Below are 16,429 nucleotides of genomic sequence, written 5' to 3' on the forward strand. Positions count from 1 at the left end.
ACGAAAAAAGCTGACTTAGTGATAAGTCAGCTTTTTTATTATTTCAGTGTAGCAATTACTGTTCGCTCTGCTTACCCGTAATTGCACTCCAAACCGGTACCATATCTTTTAGCAACTGTTCCTCAACTGGCTTACCAGAAGAGTCTGTCACATTGATAGAAGTGCGGTTGCCTAAATCACCAAATAGGAAAGTATACGTACCTGAGCTCAGGCTGATCGGTTTCACACCGATATCATTCCAAAACTCATCGTCTGGCGAAGCATACTTCGCTTTTATCGTACCTTGAGACTGATTACGCTCTTCAATCGTAAAGCCCATATTTGGCAGTAATCGCGGCAAGCGTTGCCAAAGCACGTTATAAGGCGTTCGAGCAATAATCACAGGGAAACCGCTTCGGTCGGAGCCCATGGAAATTGGAATATGCTTAACCAATTCTTGCGCTTTGCGCTGTGCTTCTTCACGAAGGTCAAGATCGTAACGCGCCGTCACCAAGTTAGTCATCAAGGCATTGTAACGTTCTTTATTTAGCGCAGTGACAGGCATCTCTTTGCCTGCTTCTTTCCAGTCGATTAGAGCAATTTTAAAGCCGTGGCGTCCGCCCGCTTTCACTCTATCGATTTCATAGCGAGCACCAAGTTCAACGTCTTCATCTTCCGATGACCACGTCACCCAATCGGTCTCGACACGTGTCGCGGTTTGCTCACGAATACCGATGTTTTGCTCTTGAAGCATTTTCATCGCCGTCGCCCAAACAGTATCGAGCTCACTCTCTCGGAGCAACCATAGGGTTGTTTCACCTTGCTTACGTTCTGCTCGAGCTCCAGGGATTAACTCAAGCACTTGCTGAGGTGGGCGAATGTCGACCTCTTTTCCGATGCCACCAGCGTAATCACCCTGAGGGATTTGATAGTTGGTATAAAACTGAGGCTCCGCACCTTCAGCCATCTTCCATTCTTCTAACGCTGGAGTATCAAGATACTCAAAGTCATCTTTCGCCTGACGGCGTTGAGTCGCGTTACCAGAACATGCTGTTAAAACAAAAACAGCTAGCGAACTGAGAACTAGCTGGTGAGACAATTTCATTGAAACTCCTGATAAGTAAATGCCGAAGAGTGGTCTTCGGCAATTTTTCTTAAATTAGTAGATGCAGGCTTCTGTCATTGCTTGAGCCACAATCGGGCGCGCACTTTCTGACAGTTCGGTCAGAGGAAGGCGTAAATCACCGTTTGCGATAAGACCAAGTTTGTGCGCGGCCCACTTCACTGGAATCGGGCTAGACTCAATAAATAAGTTCTTGTGAAGAGCCATTAATCGCTGATTAATGATTTCCGCTTCGTCAAACTTGCCTTCTTTGGCCAATCGGAACATGGTCGCCATATCTTCAGCGGCAATGTTGTTCGTGACAGAAATCACGCCTTGGCCGCCTTGCTTAACAAATTCAAGACCCGTCGCATCATCGCCACTTAGTAAGATAAAATCTTCGCCACAAAGTTCACGATGAATTGCAATTCGTCCAAGATCGCCCGTTGCATCTTTCAATGCCACGATGTTATCGATTTCCGCTAAGCGTGCAACTGTCTCAGGCTTTAAATCTACCGCAGTGCGACCTGGAACATTATACAGGATCTGAGGAACGTCGCTCTCTTCAGCTATCGCCTTATAGTGCTGGAAAAGCCCTTCTTGCGTTGGCTTGTTGTAGTAAGGAGTGACACTTAAACAGCCAACAATGCCAGAGTTATTTAGCAAGCGGCTAAACGTGACAGACTCATGGGTTGCATTGGCACCCGTACCTGCAATCACAGGAATACGGCCATCGGCAAACTCCACCGTCTTTAACACGACTTTGACATGCTCTTCAATAGTTAGCGTTGCAGACTCACCTGTGGTGCCGACAGCAACGATACCATTGGTACCCGCGGCTACATGGTAGTCAACAAGCTTCTTTAAGCTGACATAGTCGACTTCGCCATCATGATTAAACGGTGTAACTAACGCTACGATACTTCCTGAAAACATGTCCTTCTCCCTCATTTGTTACTTTCTGCATGGTACTGTAAGGCGATTGAAAAAGACAAGCGATTAACTGCGCTTAAATCACCTAAATGAATGAATATTTATCAGATGTTAGATATTTGGCAAATTACGCCTTTTATTTGTCTTAATGTCAGTATCGAGTAAGGAAAATCAAACCATCGATTCAATTGTATAAAATTAATTCTAAAGCGAAGCACTAGCATTTCTATCACCGCCATCTGTGCTAAGCTATCGAATTAATAATCCTAACAAGATAATAAGTGAGACTATGACTCAACATTTGGTGATTACTGCGGTCGGAACCGATCGCCCAGGTGTGTGCAACCAAGTTGTTCACCTGGTCACTCAGTCTGGATGCAACATTGTTGACAGTCGCATAGCACTTTTTGGCAATGAGTTCACCCTAATCATGCTGCTCTCTGGCAACAATGCAGCCGTCACTCGCGTCGAAACGACATTACCTTTGCTCGGTCAAGAGCATAACCTCATCACCATCATGAAGCGCACCTCAACTCATGCGCCGCTTGATACCTCTTACACGATGGAAGTGTTTGTTGAGTCTGAAGACAAGCCAGGATTGACAGAGCACTTCACGCAATTTTTTGCCGAGAAAGAGATTGGACTTGCTTCATTGAGCGCTCAAACCATTAGCAAAGAAAAAGTGGGCACTGAATCAAATCAGTTCCATATCGCTATTACGGCCAGTGTCGATTCCGAACGCAATATCATGCAATTACAAGAAGAGTTTGATGAACTTTGCCAGAAATTAGCCGTACAAGGCTCACTTAATTTCATTAAAAACAGTCTATAAAAAGGAAGAACAATGAACACTTTAACTGCAGGCTCACCAGCACCCGCATTTTCATTATTGGATCAAGATGGCAACACCGTGTCACTCGGTGACTTTGCTGGCAAAAAAGTGCTGTTTTACTTCTACCCAAAAGCGATGACACCAGGTTGTACGGTACAAGCCCAAGGACTTCGTGATATCAAAGCCGAACTCGATGCGCACAATGTCGTGGTATTGGGTGTAAGTATCGACCCTGTAAAGCGTCTTGGTAAGTTCATCGAACGTGACGAGCTAAACTTCACCCTACTCTCTGATGAAGACCACGCAGTTGCAGAGCAGTTTGGTGTGTGGGGCGAGAAGAAGTTTATGGGCAAGGTCTATGATGGACTGCACCGAATCAGTTTTTTGATTAATGAAGAAGGCGTTATCGAGCACGTGTTCAATAAGTTTAAAACCAAGACACACCATGAAGTGGTATTGGATTATCTAAACGAAAACAAATAAGCGATAGCCCTAAACGAATAAAAAAACGCCAGCGACTTCGCTGGCGTTTTGTTTTACTCTGATTAAACAATAAACTTGTTCAAGATGTTGTCTTGCTCTCGAACATTTTCGGTTTGAACCTGCATCGCAATGTTGGCGTTTTCAGCCGCATCCGCTACCTGAGTCGACAGGTCCTTAATTTTGACCGTGTTGGCGTTAATCTCTTCCGCCACCAAGCTTTGCTCTTCTGCCGCAGAAGCAATCTGCATGTTCATATCGGTAATACGTTGAATTGCATCACGAATACGTTGCAGCGCGCCATCTGCCGCTTGAGCTTTATCTACAGCATCAACTGCCGTGTTTTTACTCTCGTTCATTGCGGCAGAAACTGAGCTTGCGCCCGATTGCAATTGTTCGATCATGCTGCGGATTTCAGTGGTTGATTCTTGGGTGCGCTGAGCCAATGTACGAACTTCATCAGCTACCACCGCAAATCCACGACCAGACTCCCCTGCTCGCGCCGCCTCAATCGCCGCATTCAATGCCAGCAAGTTTGTTTGGTCAGCGATATCGTTAATTACTTTCAAAATGGTTTCGATGTTTGCCGTCGCTGATTCAAGACCTTGCACTTCTTCGACCGCTTGATCGATACGAGCAGACAAAGTGTCGATTGACATCGTGGTATCGCTCACGACCGATGAGCCATCTTGAGTAGCTTCATCTGCCTCACGAGCGGCAGCAGCAGCGCCTTGCGCATTGTTCGCGACTTCGGTTGCAGTGACCGCCATTTCGTTCATTGCCGTGGCAAGCTGTTCAAGCTCTTGCAACTGGCTACGCATTGCTTCTGCAGATTCATGCGACCCTTGGACCGTCATTTCTGTACCACGAAGAATTTCCGCGCCAATCGCTTTAGACTGCTGAATTTGCTTTTGTAGCGTTTCGGTAAAGGTGTTGAAGCCTTCTGCTAACTGAGCAAATTCTTTGTCCGTGTTCGTGTCAAGACGCTTAGTTAAGTCCCCCTGTCCAGACGCAACATCTTGAATCGCCGCGTTAAGCACATCTAGAGGGCGCATCAACACACGAATCAAGAAGGTCAAAATCAGAACGCTCAATAAGACGCCGATAATGCCATAAATCATCGAGCTGCTGCGCATAGAATCGATAGCAGCAAACGCAATGTCTTCATCAACAATCGCACCAATATACCAATTTTCAGATGGCACTTTGGTAAAGTGGACAAGGTAACTCACACCGTCTTTTTCAAAGCGTTGATTGCCTTCGCTCACCGTGGCTTTAGGCAGATATGAAGAGAGGTTTTCGCCGTTGTTTTTAGCATCTGGGTGCGCGATCGTCGTGCCGTCTGCGGTGACGATAAATAAGTAGCCTGCATCAAGTAAATTAACACTGTTGACCAAGTCAGCAAGACCACCAAGTTCTAAGTCATAGAACATACCCGCAATAAAACGACCGTTTTCTTTCACCGGTGTACCGATGGAGATAATCACTTTTTTAGAGGAGACGTCAACATAAGGTGCAGTAACCACCAATTGACCTTTCGATTTGGCATCAATAAACCAAGGACGCACACGTGGATCGTAATCTGGTCCAGCTTCCCAGCCATCATCATTTTCAATCACGAAACCATTGCTCTCATAACCAAAACCTACTGCGAGAAAGCTGCTTTTCAGTGTTGGTTTCTCAAGAATATTTTTGACGTAAACTTGGTCGTTTGGTGCTAGCTCAATCACTTCGGTCATCGATTTTGCTAGACCTTTTTTACTTTCCATCTCTGAGACAACGGTATTTTTGACCCCGTTTACCATCTCAGTCAGGCTGGTGTCGACGAGTGCTTCAACCTCTTCTTTAACCGTACTCAACTGCTGAATAGACAACAAAGCAACAGTCACTAGCAGCAATCCAGATGAGGCCGCAACGATCTTCTGGCTAAATTTCATATCTTCCCTCAAATTTGTCAGTAATAGTTATAGTTGTTGTAATATTCTTGTTATCGCCCTGACTAACGTTTACTTAAGAAATTTCTTACAAAAACTTACGTGTGTAAATGTAATTTTACGAGAAGATTGCGAAAACCGACAAAAAAAGCCCCAAACTTTTGTTTGAGGCTTTATCTATAAGCGAGAAGAACAAGTGACATTATGTGCTTGGGTGCACTTCCTCGTCGTGGCTAGGCAGTGCATTCCATACGGCTTTTACCAAGGTTGCTAAAGGAATGGCGAAGAACACCCCCCAAAAGCCCCACAAGCCACCAAATACCAGCACCGCGACGATAATTGCAACAGGGTGCAAATTAACTGCCTCAGAAAACAGCACCGGTACTAACACGTTGCCGTCTAGCGCTTGGATAATGCCATAAGCAATCAATAGCCAGTAAAACTGCGGGGTGAGCCCCCATTGAAACAGACCTACCATCGCCACTGGTACCGTAACTGCCGCCGCACCAATATAGGGAATCAGCACAGACAGACCAACCGCAACGGCAAGTAATACCGAGTATCGCAAGTCAAGAATGGCAAAAGTCACATAGCTAACACCACCAACAATGAGAATCTCCATCACCTTGCCGCGAATGTAGTTTGAGATTTGCTCGTTCATCTCATGCCATACTTTGTTCGCTAAACGGCGATTACGAGGTAACACGCCGCTCGCCATTTCAATCATTTCTTGTTTGTCTTTCAGCAGGAAGAAAACAAGCAGCGGCACCAAGATTAGATACACAGCCAAGGTTGCAAGACTAACCAAAGACGCTAATGATCCTTTTACAACCGTTTCACCCATGCCGATCGCTTGGTTTTTCGCATTCGTCACCAAAGATTCGACGATTTGGAAGTTTTCGAGTTCAGGATAACGATGAGGAAGTTCAGCGATGAAGCTCTGCAAACCGACATACATGGTTGGTATGTCATTAATTAGGTTCCCGACTTGTTGCCAGATAGTCGGTACTAAGCCGAATACAGCCACCAGCATCAAGCTACTGAATCCAAGTATCACCAGTATGACCGCTAACGTACGAGGAACACCTAAACGAGACAGTTGAGAAACTGGCCACTCCAGTAAGTAAGCAAGAACAATGGCAACTAACAAAGGTGCGATTAGATTGCCGAAGAAATAGATGGTAATAAAACCAAATAGGAGAATGGCAACAAGACTCACCGCATGCGGGTCTGAAAAACGTCTCTTATACCAACGGCTTACCATTTCAAACATTCAACACATTTCCTTAGTTCTGTTCACGTGGATTCGGAAGTGGTCATCCATCTCTTCAATCAACAGGTCAAAAGATTGCTTTTGAAGAAATTTTTGAATATCACTTTTAGAGCTCGATTCGCGAATAAGAATGCAGCAGGAGTCACCAACCTTTAATAGATTAGTGTGACGCTTAGCAAGTAACAGTGCCAGCGGACACCGCTCTTGGCGTAAATCCAAAATATTAGGTTCCATTCTTTCGCTCGATGCTTATCATGGAAGCATTGTATAGTGTTTTTTTAAACGCGTCAGTGTAAAAAGTTAGCGACGAAGATCTTTCACACGCCGCTGACTTAGCAGACCTACAGTCCAATATAAGAGTTGGATTGCGTGACGAAACCATCTCAATGATGAAGTGTCAAAAAGGTACCTGTCAGTCAATAAAATCCAACATCTGACAATGTTATCAATGGAGTATCATCTGAAATCTATGTTAAAACGTATGCGCTCTTTGGTCTGCCTCTGTGTTTCTGCCGCACTCGTTGCACCTTCGATTAGTGCAAACAGTATCGAGCTTCCAGACATCGGCACGACGGCCAGTAGCACTCTCACAATTGATCAAGAGCTCATCTACGGTGACGCTTACATGCGAATGCTGCGCTCGAGTCAGCCCATCGTCAATGACCCCGTTTTAAACGAATACGTGAGTAACTTGGGCCACCGATTAGTTGCGAACGCGGACGACGTAAAAACCCCGTTTACCTTTTTCATGATTCGTGACAGAAACATCAATGCTTTCGCGTTTTTTGGCGGTTACATTGCGCTCCATTCTGGTCTATTTTTACACGCACAGAGCGAGAGTGAACTCGCCTCAGTTGTTGCCCACGAGATTGCCCACGTCACACAGCGCCACCTAGCGCGAAGCATGGAAGATCAAGCACGGCGCTCTCCTGCAACCTTAGCCGCACTGGCAGGTTCATTATTGCTCGCCATCGCGTCCCCACAAGCTGGGATGGCAGCTATCACGGCAACGACAGCTGGTAGTATGCAAGGGACAATTAACTACACCCGTAGCAATGAAAAAGAAGCCGATCGCTTCGGTATCGCCACCTTAGCCAAGGCAGGGTTTGAACCGAAAGCCATGCCAAGGTTTTTTGGCCGCCTCGCAGATGAGTATCGCTACGCTAGCACACCGCCGCCGATGTTGCTGACTCACCCGCTCCCTGAAGACCGTATCACCGACAGCCGGGCAAGAGCACAAAACTACCCTGAACCTCGCGTTCAGCCCTCGCTCGATTACAATCTCGCGCGCGCGCGAATCGTCGCTCGATATGCAGGGATACAAGCCAAAGCCGCTCAAGACTGGTTTGAGCGTATGGAAAAGAAAGCAGACCCAAGCATCAAAGTCGCATTTCAATACGGGAAAGCACTGGTTCACCTCGATAATAACGAGCTTGAACAAGCGGACAAAATCTTACAAGAATTGCTAAGCCGCGATCGCAACAATCACTTTTATTTGGACGCGATGTCCGATCTCTATATCGCTCAGAAAAAGCCAGAGCTCGCACAGTCGATGCTTGAAAAAGCGATGGCCGCAACACCAAACAATGCGGTGATCACCATCAATTATGCCAACGTATTGATCAAACGAGAGAGAAACGAAGAAGCGATTCGAGTGTTGCAGCGTTATACACACGACTATCCAAATGACGTAAATGGCTGGCATCTGCTTTCGGAAGCCAACATTCATCTTGGTCGTAGTGATGAAGATTTAGCGGCGCGCGCAGAAATTCTCGCCCTAAAAGCAAACTGGAACAAAGCCATTCAATATTACACTCAAGCGAGCCAACTCGCGGAGTTAGGAAGTTTAAAACAAGCCAGATACGATGCTCGTATTGATCAGCTTATGGTCCAACGAGAGCGCTTCTTAGCATTACAATAAAAACAGGAGTTCACCTATGTCAGTCGTGATTATTCATAACCCACGCTGCTCTAAAAGTCGCCAAACCCTTGCTCTACTTGAAGAAAAAGGTATTGAACCGGAAGTAGTTAAATACCTAGATACACCACTGAGTATTGAAGAACTAAAAACGCTCTACACTCAACTGGGTGTTGAGAATGTTCGTGCCATGATGCGCACCAAAGAGGCGCTCTACAAAGAGCTCGATTTAGCAGAGGCTGATGACGAGACACTGTTCTCAGCGATGGCGAACAATCCAAAACTCATCGAGCGCCCTATCGTTGTGAATAACGGTCAAGCGCGTCATGGTCGCCCGCCAGAGCAAGTACTTGAGATTCTATGAATTGCCAACTCATTGTTCTTTATTACAGTCGCCACGGCTCTACGCGAGCGGTGGCGAGGCAAATTGCACGCGGTATTGAATCTGTCGAAGGTTGCGAGGCATTGCTGAGAACCGTTGAAGAGATTGACGGTTCGGACCAAGCAGACGACCCAATAATTACGCTCAATGAACTTAAGCAGTGCAACGGTTTAGCCATGGGTAGCCCAGTATGGTTTGGCAACATGGCGGCACCTTTAAAGCATTTCTGGGATAAGAGCACCGCGCTTTGGGTATCAGGTGATCTGATAGATAAGCCAGCCTGCGTCTTCACCGCGTCTTCAAGCCTACACGGCGGACAAGAAACAACGCTGCACACTATGATGCTGCCATTATTGCATCATGGGATGATGATATTGGGTATCCCCTATTCACAACCAAAGCTGCACACCACGACAAGTGGCGGAACACCCTATGGTGCAACAACCGTCAGTTCGGGTTCTGCGGGACTCACCGCAGATGAAATCGAACTGGCGCAACAGCTTGGAAAACGGCTCGCCTCGACGGCACTGAAAATGAAGGAATCATAACCATGCACGAGATGCAGCCTCAAACTAAGCGGTTTCGTATGCTTGCTCTGTTTGGCAATTTGGCGTTACTCGCTTGGATTGCTCTGTGGCAACTGAGTTTATCTCCGCACCCGCACATCAGTAGCACCACACTTGCGATCGCTTGGGCTATCCCACTGTTACTGCCGCTACCGGGGATTTTGGCAGGAAAGCCTTATACCCATGCTTGGGCTAACTTCATTCTTATGTTCTACTTTCTACACGGTTTGACCATCCTTTATGTCGATGGTGGAGAGCGCTGGCTAGCTGTTGTAGAACTGTTTCTTGCGACAAGTGCGTTTTTTGGCAATATTCTCTACGCCAGAGCACGAGGAAAAGAGTTAGGCTTGAAGTTAAAAAGACTATCAAAAGTTGAGAAAGAAGAAAAAGCGCGTTTCGAATCAGACAACTAGGGTCTGTTGATCTTTCGAGCTGATTTTTGCAGCAGTTTGTGGGAAATTTATACAAGGCAGAGGCTTTGAAGTGTAGCTAGCCTACATGAAAAGCCGATAACGCAGTAGAAATGAACCACAAACGCTGCCCGAAGGGTTCGGCTAAAATCGTTTTATGCTTTGTTAAGGGGTATTTACTTAGAATGACTAGGCTACACACCCCTTGCCGCGTCTAAAACGATTTTATCTCGAACAAAATTTAACCGAGAAAGGTCAACAGACCCTAATATCATCTGAAACAATTAGGGCTGCAAATGCAGCCCTTTCTCGTTTTTATTAGCCGTTGGAACTCGTGGAGCTATCCAAGGCTTCCCCTTCAATATCGCTCGACACGTCACTCGCATCTTCAGGTAGAACCTCAACCGGCGCAGTGTAGACATACGGTTTGCCCTGCCACTCGAACTGTAAGATAGACTCCGCAGGGATCACTTCTGGCAGGCTCTCGACTGTGACAGGTTGAATCGCTTCTGCGTCGTTTGATTCAGCATTCACAACCGCTACATTTTCAGAACGAGAGAGGCCAGCCTCCACCGTTACTGGCGGCACAACCTCACGTTCAATGGCATTTTCTAATTGCACAACAGGGGCAACACGTTTGACTTCTTGTTCGAACTCCGCTTGCGATGAGAGCAAGTGAATGTTGAACGTCACTTGATTACCTTGAATCTTCAAGATATCAATCGCAGCCACTGAGCTGAGCCCTTTTAGCTTGTTCTCCAACGTAAAAAAGCCAACCGCATCATTGAGCTCTGTAAAGCGTACTTTCAGGGTTTCGGACGATTCACTCGCCACAACAACGGCACTTTTCTTAGCGTAGTAATCGCTGATTTGATTGACCATTTTGCTCGCCGCATCCGCGCCATTGTTCGAGCCTGTAATAGGCGCTTGACGCGTTACCCCCACAGTCGCAGGCTTTTGATCATACAAAGTCCATCTGACGCTGTTGCCTTGCGCTTTCACCACCAACACAGCATCAACCGGATAGCGCTGACTGGCTTGACCCACAGGTAAGGCAAACCCTCCCCATAAATCAGACACGCTCAAACCGGTAATATCATCAAAATCGCCAACAGGAACCGTCAAAGGCAACCCGCGTTTATCGGCTTCTTGCTTCATCTGAGTCAAGACGGAAGAATCAGCATGCTCCCACACAATATTGCGCTCTGCTTGTCCTTCTTCAACCAACCAGACCAACAAGTTCGCGCGATCTGCAGGCCAAACGGGTAGCTGCGCTTGACTTAACAAAGAGCGGATATGTGGTGCACTGAAGCCCATTTTAAGTGTTTGCGAACCATTCAAGTCACCATAGCTGATCTGAGTCAGGTATTGACCGTTTTGTTTCAAGGCTTTTTGTACAACCTGATTGCTGATGGCATTCCGATCACCAGAGGCTTTAACAATGACCTCTTTCATGCCTTCCACACGTGCTTTGGCGTCGGCATTGTCCACCGTTTGGTCCAGAATCACTTCTGAACGGTACAAATCAACAGTGGTTAAAGCCATTGCAGGCAATCCGACCAAACTTAAAGCCAATAAAGCTAAATGACGCATACTCTTCCTAGGATCCAGTTTTCACTTTAAACGTCGATGATAAGCAACTATTGATAATGGAGCAACTAAAGCTCTCTGTAATCCAGTCCTACGTAATCACCAAGACTCGCTTGCATTTTGGTCATCTATGAATAAAAACCAAAATATTTGATCCAGTTCAGATTGCAATCGTTTGGCACGGTGATAAAATCCCGCGAATTTTATTTTTGTAGAGTAATTACTACTTACCGCCACCCAAAGGAATAACGATATGAAAAATGCCATCCAAGGCGCTCAAATGCTGTTCGTCGCATTTGGTGCCCTCGTTCTTGTGCCATTGTTAACTGGCCTCGACCCAAGTGTTGCCCTGTTCGGCGCTGGTATCGGTACTCTTCTTTTCCAATTTGTTACTCGCCGCACCGTTCCAATCTTCCTTGCCTCATCTTTCGCTTTCATTGCTCCTATTCTTTATGGTGTTCAAACATGGGGCATTCCTGCGACCATGGGTGGTTTGATGGCTGCAGGCTTCGTCTATGTGGCGATGGGAGCATTAATCAAAGTGCGTGGTGTGGAGATTATTCATAAGCTGTTGCCACCCGTCGTGGTTGGTCCGGTAATTATGGTAATCGGCCTTGGTTTAGCTCCGGTCGCGGTCAACATGGCTTTGGGTAAAGTCGATGGCGCACAAGTGATTGATGCTGATGCGTCGCTGGTTATCTCTGTCGCATCACTGCTTACGACCATCGTACTGAGCGTGTTTGCAAAAGGCTTTTTGAAACTGACGCCCATTCTTGGCGGTATTGTTGTGGGTTACTGCCTAAGTTTGGGCTACGGCATCGTTGATTTTACTCCAGTAAAAGAAGCAGCATGGTTTGCTCTACCAAACTTCACCATGCCTGAGTTCAACATCAACGCGATTCTATTTATGATTCCGGTCGCAATCGCGCCAGCGGTAGAACATGTGGGCGATATGTTGGCTATTTCGAACGTGACGGGTAAAAACTACATCAAGAAACCAGGCTTACATCGCACTATTACCGGTGACGGTGTGGCGACCATTGCCGCTTCTATGGTCGGTGCACCGCCAAATACCACCTACTCAGAAGTTACTGGTGCCGTCATGCTGACGAAAGCATTCAACCCAGTGATTATGACTTGGGCTGCGGTTACTGCCATCGTCCTGGCTTTGGTAGGTAAACTTGGTGCGATACTGCAAACCATTCCAATGCCGGTCATGGGCGGCATTATGATTTTGCTGTTTGGTTCCATTGCGACGGTGGGTTTAAATACTCTGATCAAAAACAATGTTGACCTACACAAATCTCGCAACCTAGTGATTGTTGCGATCACGCTTGTATTTGGCATTGGCGGCATGGCATTTGGTATTGGTGAGTTTAGTCTACAAGGTGTGAGCCTATGTGGCATCGTGGCGATTATGCTCAACCTTATCCTGCCAAAAGAACTTGGCGAAAACCACGTTGTTGATAACGCCCAAATGGAAGAAGAAGCGAAATAGTTTCTCTTTGTTTAATAGCAAAAAGGGTTGGCACTACGCCAACCCTTTTTTAATCCAGACACAACTCGCAAAACTGAGCCCGAGTGAGCGCCGCTAAATCCTTTGGGGCCAATTCTATTTCTAACCCGCGCTTGCCCGCACTGACGCACATGGTTTCTAACGCTTCTGCGCTATTGTGGATAAACGTTGGCAAGGCTTTCTTCTGCCCAAGTGGGCTAATTCCTCCCACCACATAGCCGGTCGTTTTCTGTGCTATATCAGGGTTCGCCATTTCCGCTTTTTTCGCTTTTGCTGCTTTGGCTGCCTGCTTTAGGTTCAACTTCTGGGCAACTGGAATGATCGCAACCGCTAGGTTTTTTGCATCACCATTTATGCTAAACAACAAAGTTTTAAAGACTTTCGCGGGATCTTGACCCAACACTTCCGCCGCTTCTAACCCATAGCTGTCAGCACGCGGGTCATGTTCATACTGATGGATAACATGAGGAACTTTTTTCTTCTTAGCGAGATTAATAGCAGGAGTCATACTTCCTCCCAAATTAGCAACAAAAAACGCCACTCAACTGAGTGGCGTTTTAGCTTAATGAGATTTATAAGTTGGAGTCAACTTACTTGTATACCATCTCACCTGATGGAGCGTATTTGTTTACGTCAACTGGGCTGTTTGCTTCTAGGTACTCTTTTAGTACTTCAGCATCTACGAAGCCAGTGTTCACGTGACCTGGGTGACCTGTTAGTTTAGGGTAACCGTCACCACCCGCTGCGTTGTAGCTTGGCACTGTGAAGCGGTAAGTTTCGTCTAGGCGAAGCTGTTTACCACCGATGAATACGTTAGAGACTTCACCGTTTGCCACTGTCATAGAGATACCTGCAAACTGAGCGTATGCACCAGAGTCAACTGGCTTAGTTGCAACAACGTTTAGGTAGTCAAGTACTTCTTGGCCAGACATGTCTGTGTAAGTCAGGATGTTCGCAAATGGCTGTACCGTTAGAACGTCTTTGTATGTTACGTCACCCGCTTCAATCGAATCACGCACACCGCCAGAGTTCATTACTGCGAAGTCTGCTTTTGCACGCTCCATGTGAGCCGTTGCGATTAGACGGCCTAGGTTAGTTTGCTGGAAGCGAACCACGTTACGGTCACCTTCAAGCTTGCCATTGGTTTCTGCAATCTTAACGTTAAGCTGTGCTTGACCTTGCTCTTGGTATGGACGTAGGAATTCTAGCAGTGCTTCATCTTGCTTGATTTCATCTTCGATTAGCACGCGTTGGCTCTTACCATCAACCTTGATTTTCTTCTTCAGGTTCACAGGAATAAGATCGTAGCTCACCATTTCTAGCTCGCCATTACGGAATTCGTAATCAGCACGGCCTACGTATTTACCCCATTCGTGAGCCTGAACGATGTAAGTACCGTTTTGTACATCTGGCTTACACTCGTCAGAAGGCTTGAAGTTTTTCTTAACAACGTTAGGCGCTTCCATACATACTGGCTCTTGAGAGTGACCACCAACGATCATATCTAGAGAACCTTCGTCTAGGTAACGTGCTAGCGCAACATCACCAGGTGCATTCACACCACGATTGCCATTTTCGTAGTGACCCATGTGCGTCACAGCAAAGATAAGATCAGGTTTTTCAGTCTTCTCAAGTTCAGCGATCAGCTTTTTCGCTTCTTCTTTAGGGTCACGGAACTCGATGCCACCAATGAATTCTGGGTTACCGATTTTTTGCGTGTCTTCTGTCGTTAGACCGATAACCGCAACTTTGATGCCTTGTAGGTCAAACATTTCGTAAGCCTGGAACATGCGCTCGCCAGTCTTCTTGTCGTAAATGTTTGCAGAAAGCATTGGGAAGTTAGCCCACTCAATCTGTTTTTCTAGAACGTCTAGAGGATTATCGAACTCGTGGTTACCCAGTGCCATTGCATCGTAACCAATTTTGCTCATACCTTTGAAATCTGGTTCAGCGTCTTGTAGATCTGACTCAGGTACGCCAGTGTTGATATCACCACCCGATAGTAGTAGTGAGCTACCACCTTCTGCAGCAATTTCAGCGCGCAGCTGATCAATTAGCGTTTTACGTGCAGCCATGCCGTACTCGCCGTATTTGTTCTGCCAGAAACGACCGTGGTGATCGTTCGTGTGAAGAACGGTTAGCTTATAGGTTTTGTCTGCTTCCCACTCATGCTGTGGTGCCGTTGCACAACCAGCTAGAGTTGCCAGGATTGCTGCGCTAATTGCGCTTTTTACGATCAGGCCTTGCTTCATTGTCATACCTTTTGAACTTTTTTTGGGGATTTCCACTGCTTTTTCTTACTGCTCTTAATGAATAGACTCGCTCGGTGAAAATGCACCGCAAGAGCAATAAAACTTGAACTAGTTTAAATTAACCAAAATTACCTAACAGCGAGTTTTCATATTTATGTCGTATTGATCACCTAAATAAACGTTTAAATGTGTAACAAAGCGCCAAGTTTGCACTTCATTTATCAAACGATCACAAGCAAACGTTTGGGTGTGAAGTACGCTCTAGACCTTGCATTTGAGACAGTGAGCGTTTACTCAACAAAGAACGAAAACATGCCCCTTAAAAACCAAAAAAGTTGGCACTTGGCCAACTTTTTTGCTTGAACAATAAATGTACTGTTACTTGATTTCGATATGGTCAAAACCTTTGATCAAATCATCAAGTGCTTTCATCTGTGCCAAGAACGGTTCTAGCTTGTCGAGAGGAAGCGCTGAAGGGCCGTCACAACGTGCTTGATCTGGATTTGGATGCGCTTCAATAAACAGACCTGCAATTCCTGTTGCCAGACCCGCTTTCGCAAGCTCAACCGTTTGTTCACGACGACCGCCTGATGCCGCACCCGATGGGTCACGCATCTGTAGCGAGTGAGTCACGTCAAAGATAATTGGGCTACCGTTTGATGCTTTTTTCATCACACCAAAACCAAGCATATCAACCACAAGGTTGTCGTAACCATGACATGAGCCACGCTCACACAAAATAATGTTGTCATTGCCACACTCGCTGAACTTATCAACGATGTTACCAACTTGGCCAGGGCTCATGAACTGAGGCTTCTTAACGTTGATAACGGCACCAGTCTTCGCCATTGCTTCAACCAAGTCCGTTTGGCGTGCCAAAAATGCAGGCAGCTGAATCACATCGACAACATCCGCAACTGGCTGAGCTTGCGCTTCGGTATGAACATCTGTGATGATTTTTACGCCGAAGGTATCTTTCAATTCTTGGAAGATTTTCATGCCCTCTTCCAAACCTGGACCACGGTATGAATGGACAGAGCTGCGGTTTGCTTTGTCGAAAGAAGCCTTGAACACGTATGGAATGCCCAGTTTCTCGGTCACTTTTACGTAGTGCTCACAGATCTGCATTGCAAGGTCGCGAGACTCAAGCACGTTCATACCAGCAAATAGGGTGAAAGGTTTGTCGTTTGCAACAGGGATATCACCAACGTGAACGATTTTCTGTTCCATTTTCTTCTCTCTTAAATTTTGATTCTATTCAT

At 46.3% G+C, this 16,429-nt stretch carries 16 protein-coding genes; 7 read left to right on the forward strand and 9 right to left on the reverse strand.

Features of this window, described 5'->3' with window-relative positions; translation table 11 throughout:
* Positions 1-55: 55 nt before the first annotated feature.
* Both bamC and dapA read right to left on the reverse strand, forming a co-directional pair.
* A complete protein-coding gene (gene bamC / locus ACUALS_RS09945; protein WP_454448293.1) occupies positions 56-1,084 on the reverse strand; it encodes an outer membrane protein assembly factor BamC in 1,029 nt (342 codons plus the stop codon).
* Between the two features lie 54 nt (positions 1,085-1,138).
* Positions 1,139-2,017: a 4-hydroxy-tetrahydrodipicolinate synthase gene (dapA, locus tag ACUALS_RS09950; protein WP_454448294.1), complete on the reverse strand. Its 879-nt coding sequence runs from the start codon at positions 2,015-2,017 to the stop codon at positions 1,139-1,141.
* Positions 2,018-2,303: 286 nt separating this feature from the next.
* Between dapA and ACUALS_RS09955 the strand changes: the two genes are divergently transcribed.
* Positions 2,304-2,846: a glycine cleavage system protein R gene (locus ACUALS_RS09955; RefSeq protein WP_039475834.1), complete on the forward strand. Its 543-nt coding sequence runs from the start codon at positions 2,304-2,306 to the stop codon at positions 2,844-2,846.
* 12 nt (positions 2,847-2,858) lie between these two features.
* A complete protein-coding gene (bcp, locus tag ACUALS_RS09960) occupies positions 2,859-3,329 on the forward strand; it encodes a thioredoxin-dependent thiol peroxidase (RefSeq protein ID WP_039627588.1) in 471 nt (156 codons plus the stop codon).
* Between the two features lie 62 nt (positions 3,330-3,391).
* On the opposite strand, the gene ACUALS_RS09965 is transcribed toward bcp, so the two are convergent.
* From ACUALS_RS09965 to ACUALS_RS09975, 3 genes are all read right to left on the reverse strand, one after another.
* Positions 3,392-5,263 carry a methyl-accepting chemotaxis protein gene (locus ACUALS_RS09965; protein WP_454448295.1) on the reverse strand — a complete coding sequence of 624 codons (1,872 nt, stop codon included), beginning with the start codon at positions 5,261-5,263 and terminating at the stop codon, positions 3,392-3,394.
* Positions 5,264-5,462: 199 nt separating this feature from the next.
* The gene (locus ACUALS_RS09970) at positions 5,463-6,533 is read right to left on the reverse strand and encodes an AI-2E family transporter (protein WP_005476379.1); all 1,071 of its coding nucleotides are present in this window, start codon (positions 6,531-6,533) and stop codon (positions 5,463-5,465) included.
* The gene (locus ACUALS_RS09975) at positions 6,534-6,767 is read right to left on the reverse strand and encodes a sulfurtransferase TusA family protein (RefSeq protein WP_038133817.1); all 234 of its coding nucleotides are present in this window, start codon (positions 6,765-6,767) and stop codon (positions 6,534-6,536) included.
* Positions 6,768-7,002: 235 nt separating this feature from the next.
* Between ACUALS_RS09975 and bepA the strand changes: the two genes are divergently transcribed.
* The 4 genes from bepA to ACUALS_RS09995 are packed head-to-tail and all read left to right on the forward strand — an operon-like array spanning position 7,003 to position 9,812.
* Positions 7,003-8,454, forward strand: a complete 1,452-nt coding sequence (gene bepA / locus ACUALS_RS09980) for a beta-barrel assembly-enhancing protease (RefSeq protein WP_454448296.1) — start codon at positions 7,003-7,005, stop codon at positions 8,452-8,454.
* 16 nt (positions 8,455-8,470) lie between these two features.
* Positions 8,471-8,815, forward strand: a complete 345-nt coding sequence (gene arsC, locus ACUALS_RS09985; protein WP_005476375.1) for an arsenate reductase (glutaredoxin) — start codon at positions 8,471-8,473, stop codon at positions 8,813-8,815.
* A complete protein-coding gene (wrbA, locus tag ACUALS_RS09990) occupies positions 8,812-9,381 on the forward strand; it encodes an NAD(P)H:quinone oxidoreductase (protein WP_454448297.1) in 570 nt (189 codons plus the stop codon). Before arsC ends, wrbA begins: the two co-directional genes overlap by 4 nt.
* A gap of 2 nt (positions 9,382-9,383) precedes the next feature.
* Positions 9,384-9,812 carry a DUF2069 domain-containing protein gene (locus tag ACUALS_RS09995; RefSeq protein WP_038213402.1) on the forward strand — a complete coding sequence of 143 codons (429 nt, stop codon included), beginning with the start codon at positions 9,384-9,386 and terminating at the stop codon, positions 9,810-9,812.
* Between the two features lie 315 nt (positions 9,813-10,127).
* On the opposite strand, the gene ACUALS_RS10000 is transcribed toward ACUALS_RS09995, so the two are convergent.
* Positions 10,128-11,402 (reverse strand): DUF2066 domain-containing protein, encoded by a 1,275-nt coding sequence (locus ACUALS_RS10000; RefSeq protein ID WP_454448298.1) that lies wholly within the window; start codon positions 11,400-11,402, stop codon positions 10,128-10,130.
* 250 nt (positions 11,403-11,652) lie between these two features.
* On the opposite strand from ACUALS_RS10000, the gene ACUALS_RS10005 reads away from it, so the two are divergent.
* Entirely contained in the window at positions 11,653-12,897 is a 1,245-nt protein-coding gene (locus ACUALS_RS10005) for a uracil-xanthine permease family protein (protein WP_005476368.1), read from the forward strand.
* A 49-nt stretch (positions 12,898-12,946) separates the two neighbouring features.
* Here ACUALS_RS10005 and ybaK read toward each other — a convergent pair whose 3' ends face one another.
* The 3 genes from ybaK to kdsA form a co-directional block, all read right to left on the reverse strand.
* Positions 12,947-13,423 (reverse strand): Cys-tRNA(Pro) deacylase, encoded by a 477-nt coding sequence (gene ybaK, locus ACUALS_RS10010; RefSeq protein WP_331400174.1) that lies wholly within the window; start codon positions 13,421-13,423, stop codon positions 12,947-12,949.
* A gap of 82 nt (positions 13,424-13,505) precedes the next feature.
* Positions 13,506-15,167: a bifunctional UDP-sugar hydrolase/5'-nucleotidase UshA gene (gene ushA / locus ACUALS_RS10015; RefSeq protein WP_038134675.1), complete on the reverse strand. Its 1,662-nt coding sequence runs from the start codon at positions 15,165-15,167 to the stop codon at positions 13,506-13,508.
* A gap of 378 nt (positions 15,168-15,545) precedes the next feature.
* Positions 15,546-16,397, reverse strand: a complete 852-nt coding sequence (gene kdsA / locus ACUALS_RS10020; protein ID WP_038133802.1) for a 3-deoxy-8-phosphooctulonate synthase — start codon at positions 16,395-16,397, stop codon at positions 15,546-15,548.
* Between the last annotated feature and the right edge of the window lie 32 nt (positions 16,398-16,429).

This window comes from Vibrio sp. NH-7 (genome assembly GCF_053643215.1).

Coding starts and splice junctions, on each gene's coding strand:
- bamC (WP_454448293.1), bottom strand. CDS start 1,084: ATGAAATTGTCTCACCAGCTAGTTCTCAGTTCGCTAGCTGTTTTTGTT.
- dapA (WP_454448294.1), bottom strand. CDS start 2,017: ATGTTTTCAGGAAGTATCGTAGCGTTAGTTACACCGTTTAATCATGAT.
- ACUALS_RS09955 (WP_039475834.1), top strand. CDS start 2,304: ATGACTCAACATTTGGTGATTACTGCGGTCGGAACCGATCGCCCAGGT.
- bcp (WP_039627588.1), top strand. CDS start 2,859: ATGAACACTTTAACTGCAGGCTCACCAGCACCCGCATTTTCATTATTG.
- ACUALS_RS09965 (WP_454448295.1), bottom strand. CDS start 5,263: ATGAAATTTAGCCAGAAGATCGTTGCGGCCTCATCTGGATTGCTGCTA.
- ACUALS_RS09970 (WP_005476379.1), bottom strand. CDS start 6,533: ATGTTTGAAATGGTAAGCCGTTGGTATAAGAGACGTTTTTCAGACCCG.
- ACUALS_RS09975 (WP_038133817.1), bottom strand. CDS start 6,767: ATGGAACCTAATATTTTGGATTTACGCCAAGAGCGGTGTCCGCTGGCA.
- bepA (WP_454448296.1), top strand. CDS start 7,003: ATGTTAAAACGTATGCGCTCTTTGGTCTGCCTCTGTGTTTCTGCCGCA.
- arsC (WP_005476375.1), top strand. CDS start 8,471: ATGTCAGTCGTGATTATTCATAACCCACGCTGCTCTAAAAGTCGCCAA.
- wrbA (WP_454448297.1), top strand. CDS start 8,812: ATGAATTGCCAACTCATTGTTCTTTATTACAGTCGCCACGGCTCTACG.
- ACUALS_RS09995 (WP_038213402.1), top strand. CDS start 9,384: ATGCACGAGATGCAGCCTCAAACTAAGCGGTTTCGTATGCTTGCTCTG.
- ACUALS_RS10000 (WP_454448298.1), bottom strand. CDS start 11,402: ATGCGTCATTTAGCTTTATTGGCTTTAAGTTTGGTCGGATTGCCTGCA.
- ACUALS_RS10005 (WP_005476368.1), top strand. CDS start 11,653: ATGAAAAATGCCATCCAAGGCGCTCAAATGCTGTTCGTCGCATTTGGT.
- ybaK (WP_331400174.1), bottom strand. CDS start 13,423: ATGACTCCTGCTATTAATCTCGCTAAGAAGAAAAAAGTTCCTCATGTT.
- ushA (WP_038134675.1), bottom strand. CDS start 15,167: ATGAAGCAAGGCCTGATCGTAAAAAGCGCAATTAGCGCAGCAATCCTG.
- kdsA (WP_038133802.1), bottom strand. CDS start 16,397: ATGGAACAGAAAATCGTTCACGTTGGTGATATCCCTGTTGCAAACGAC.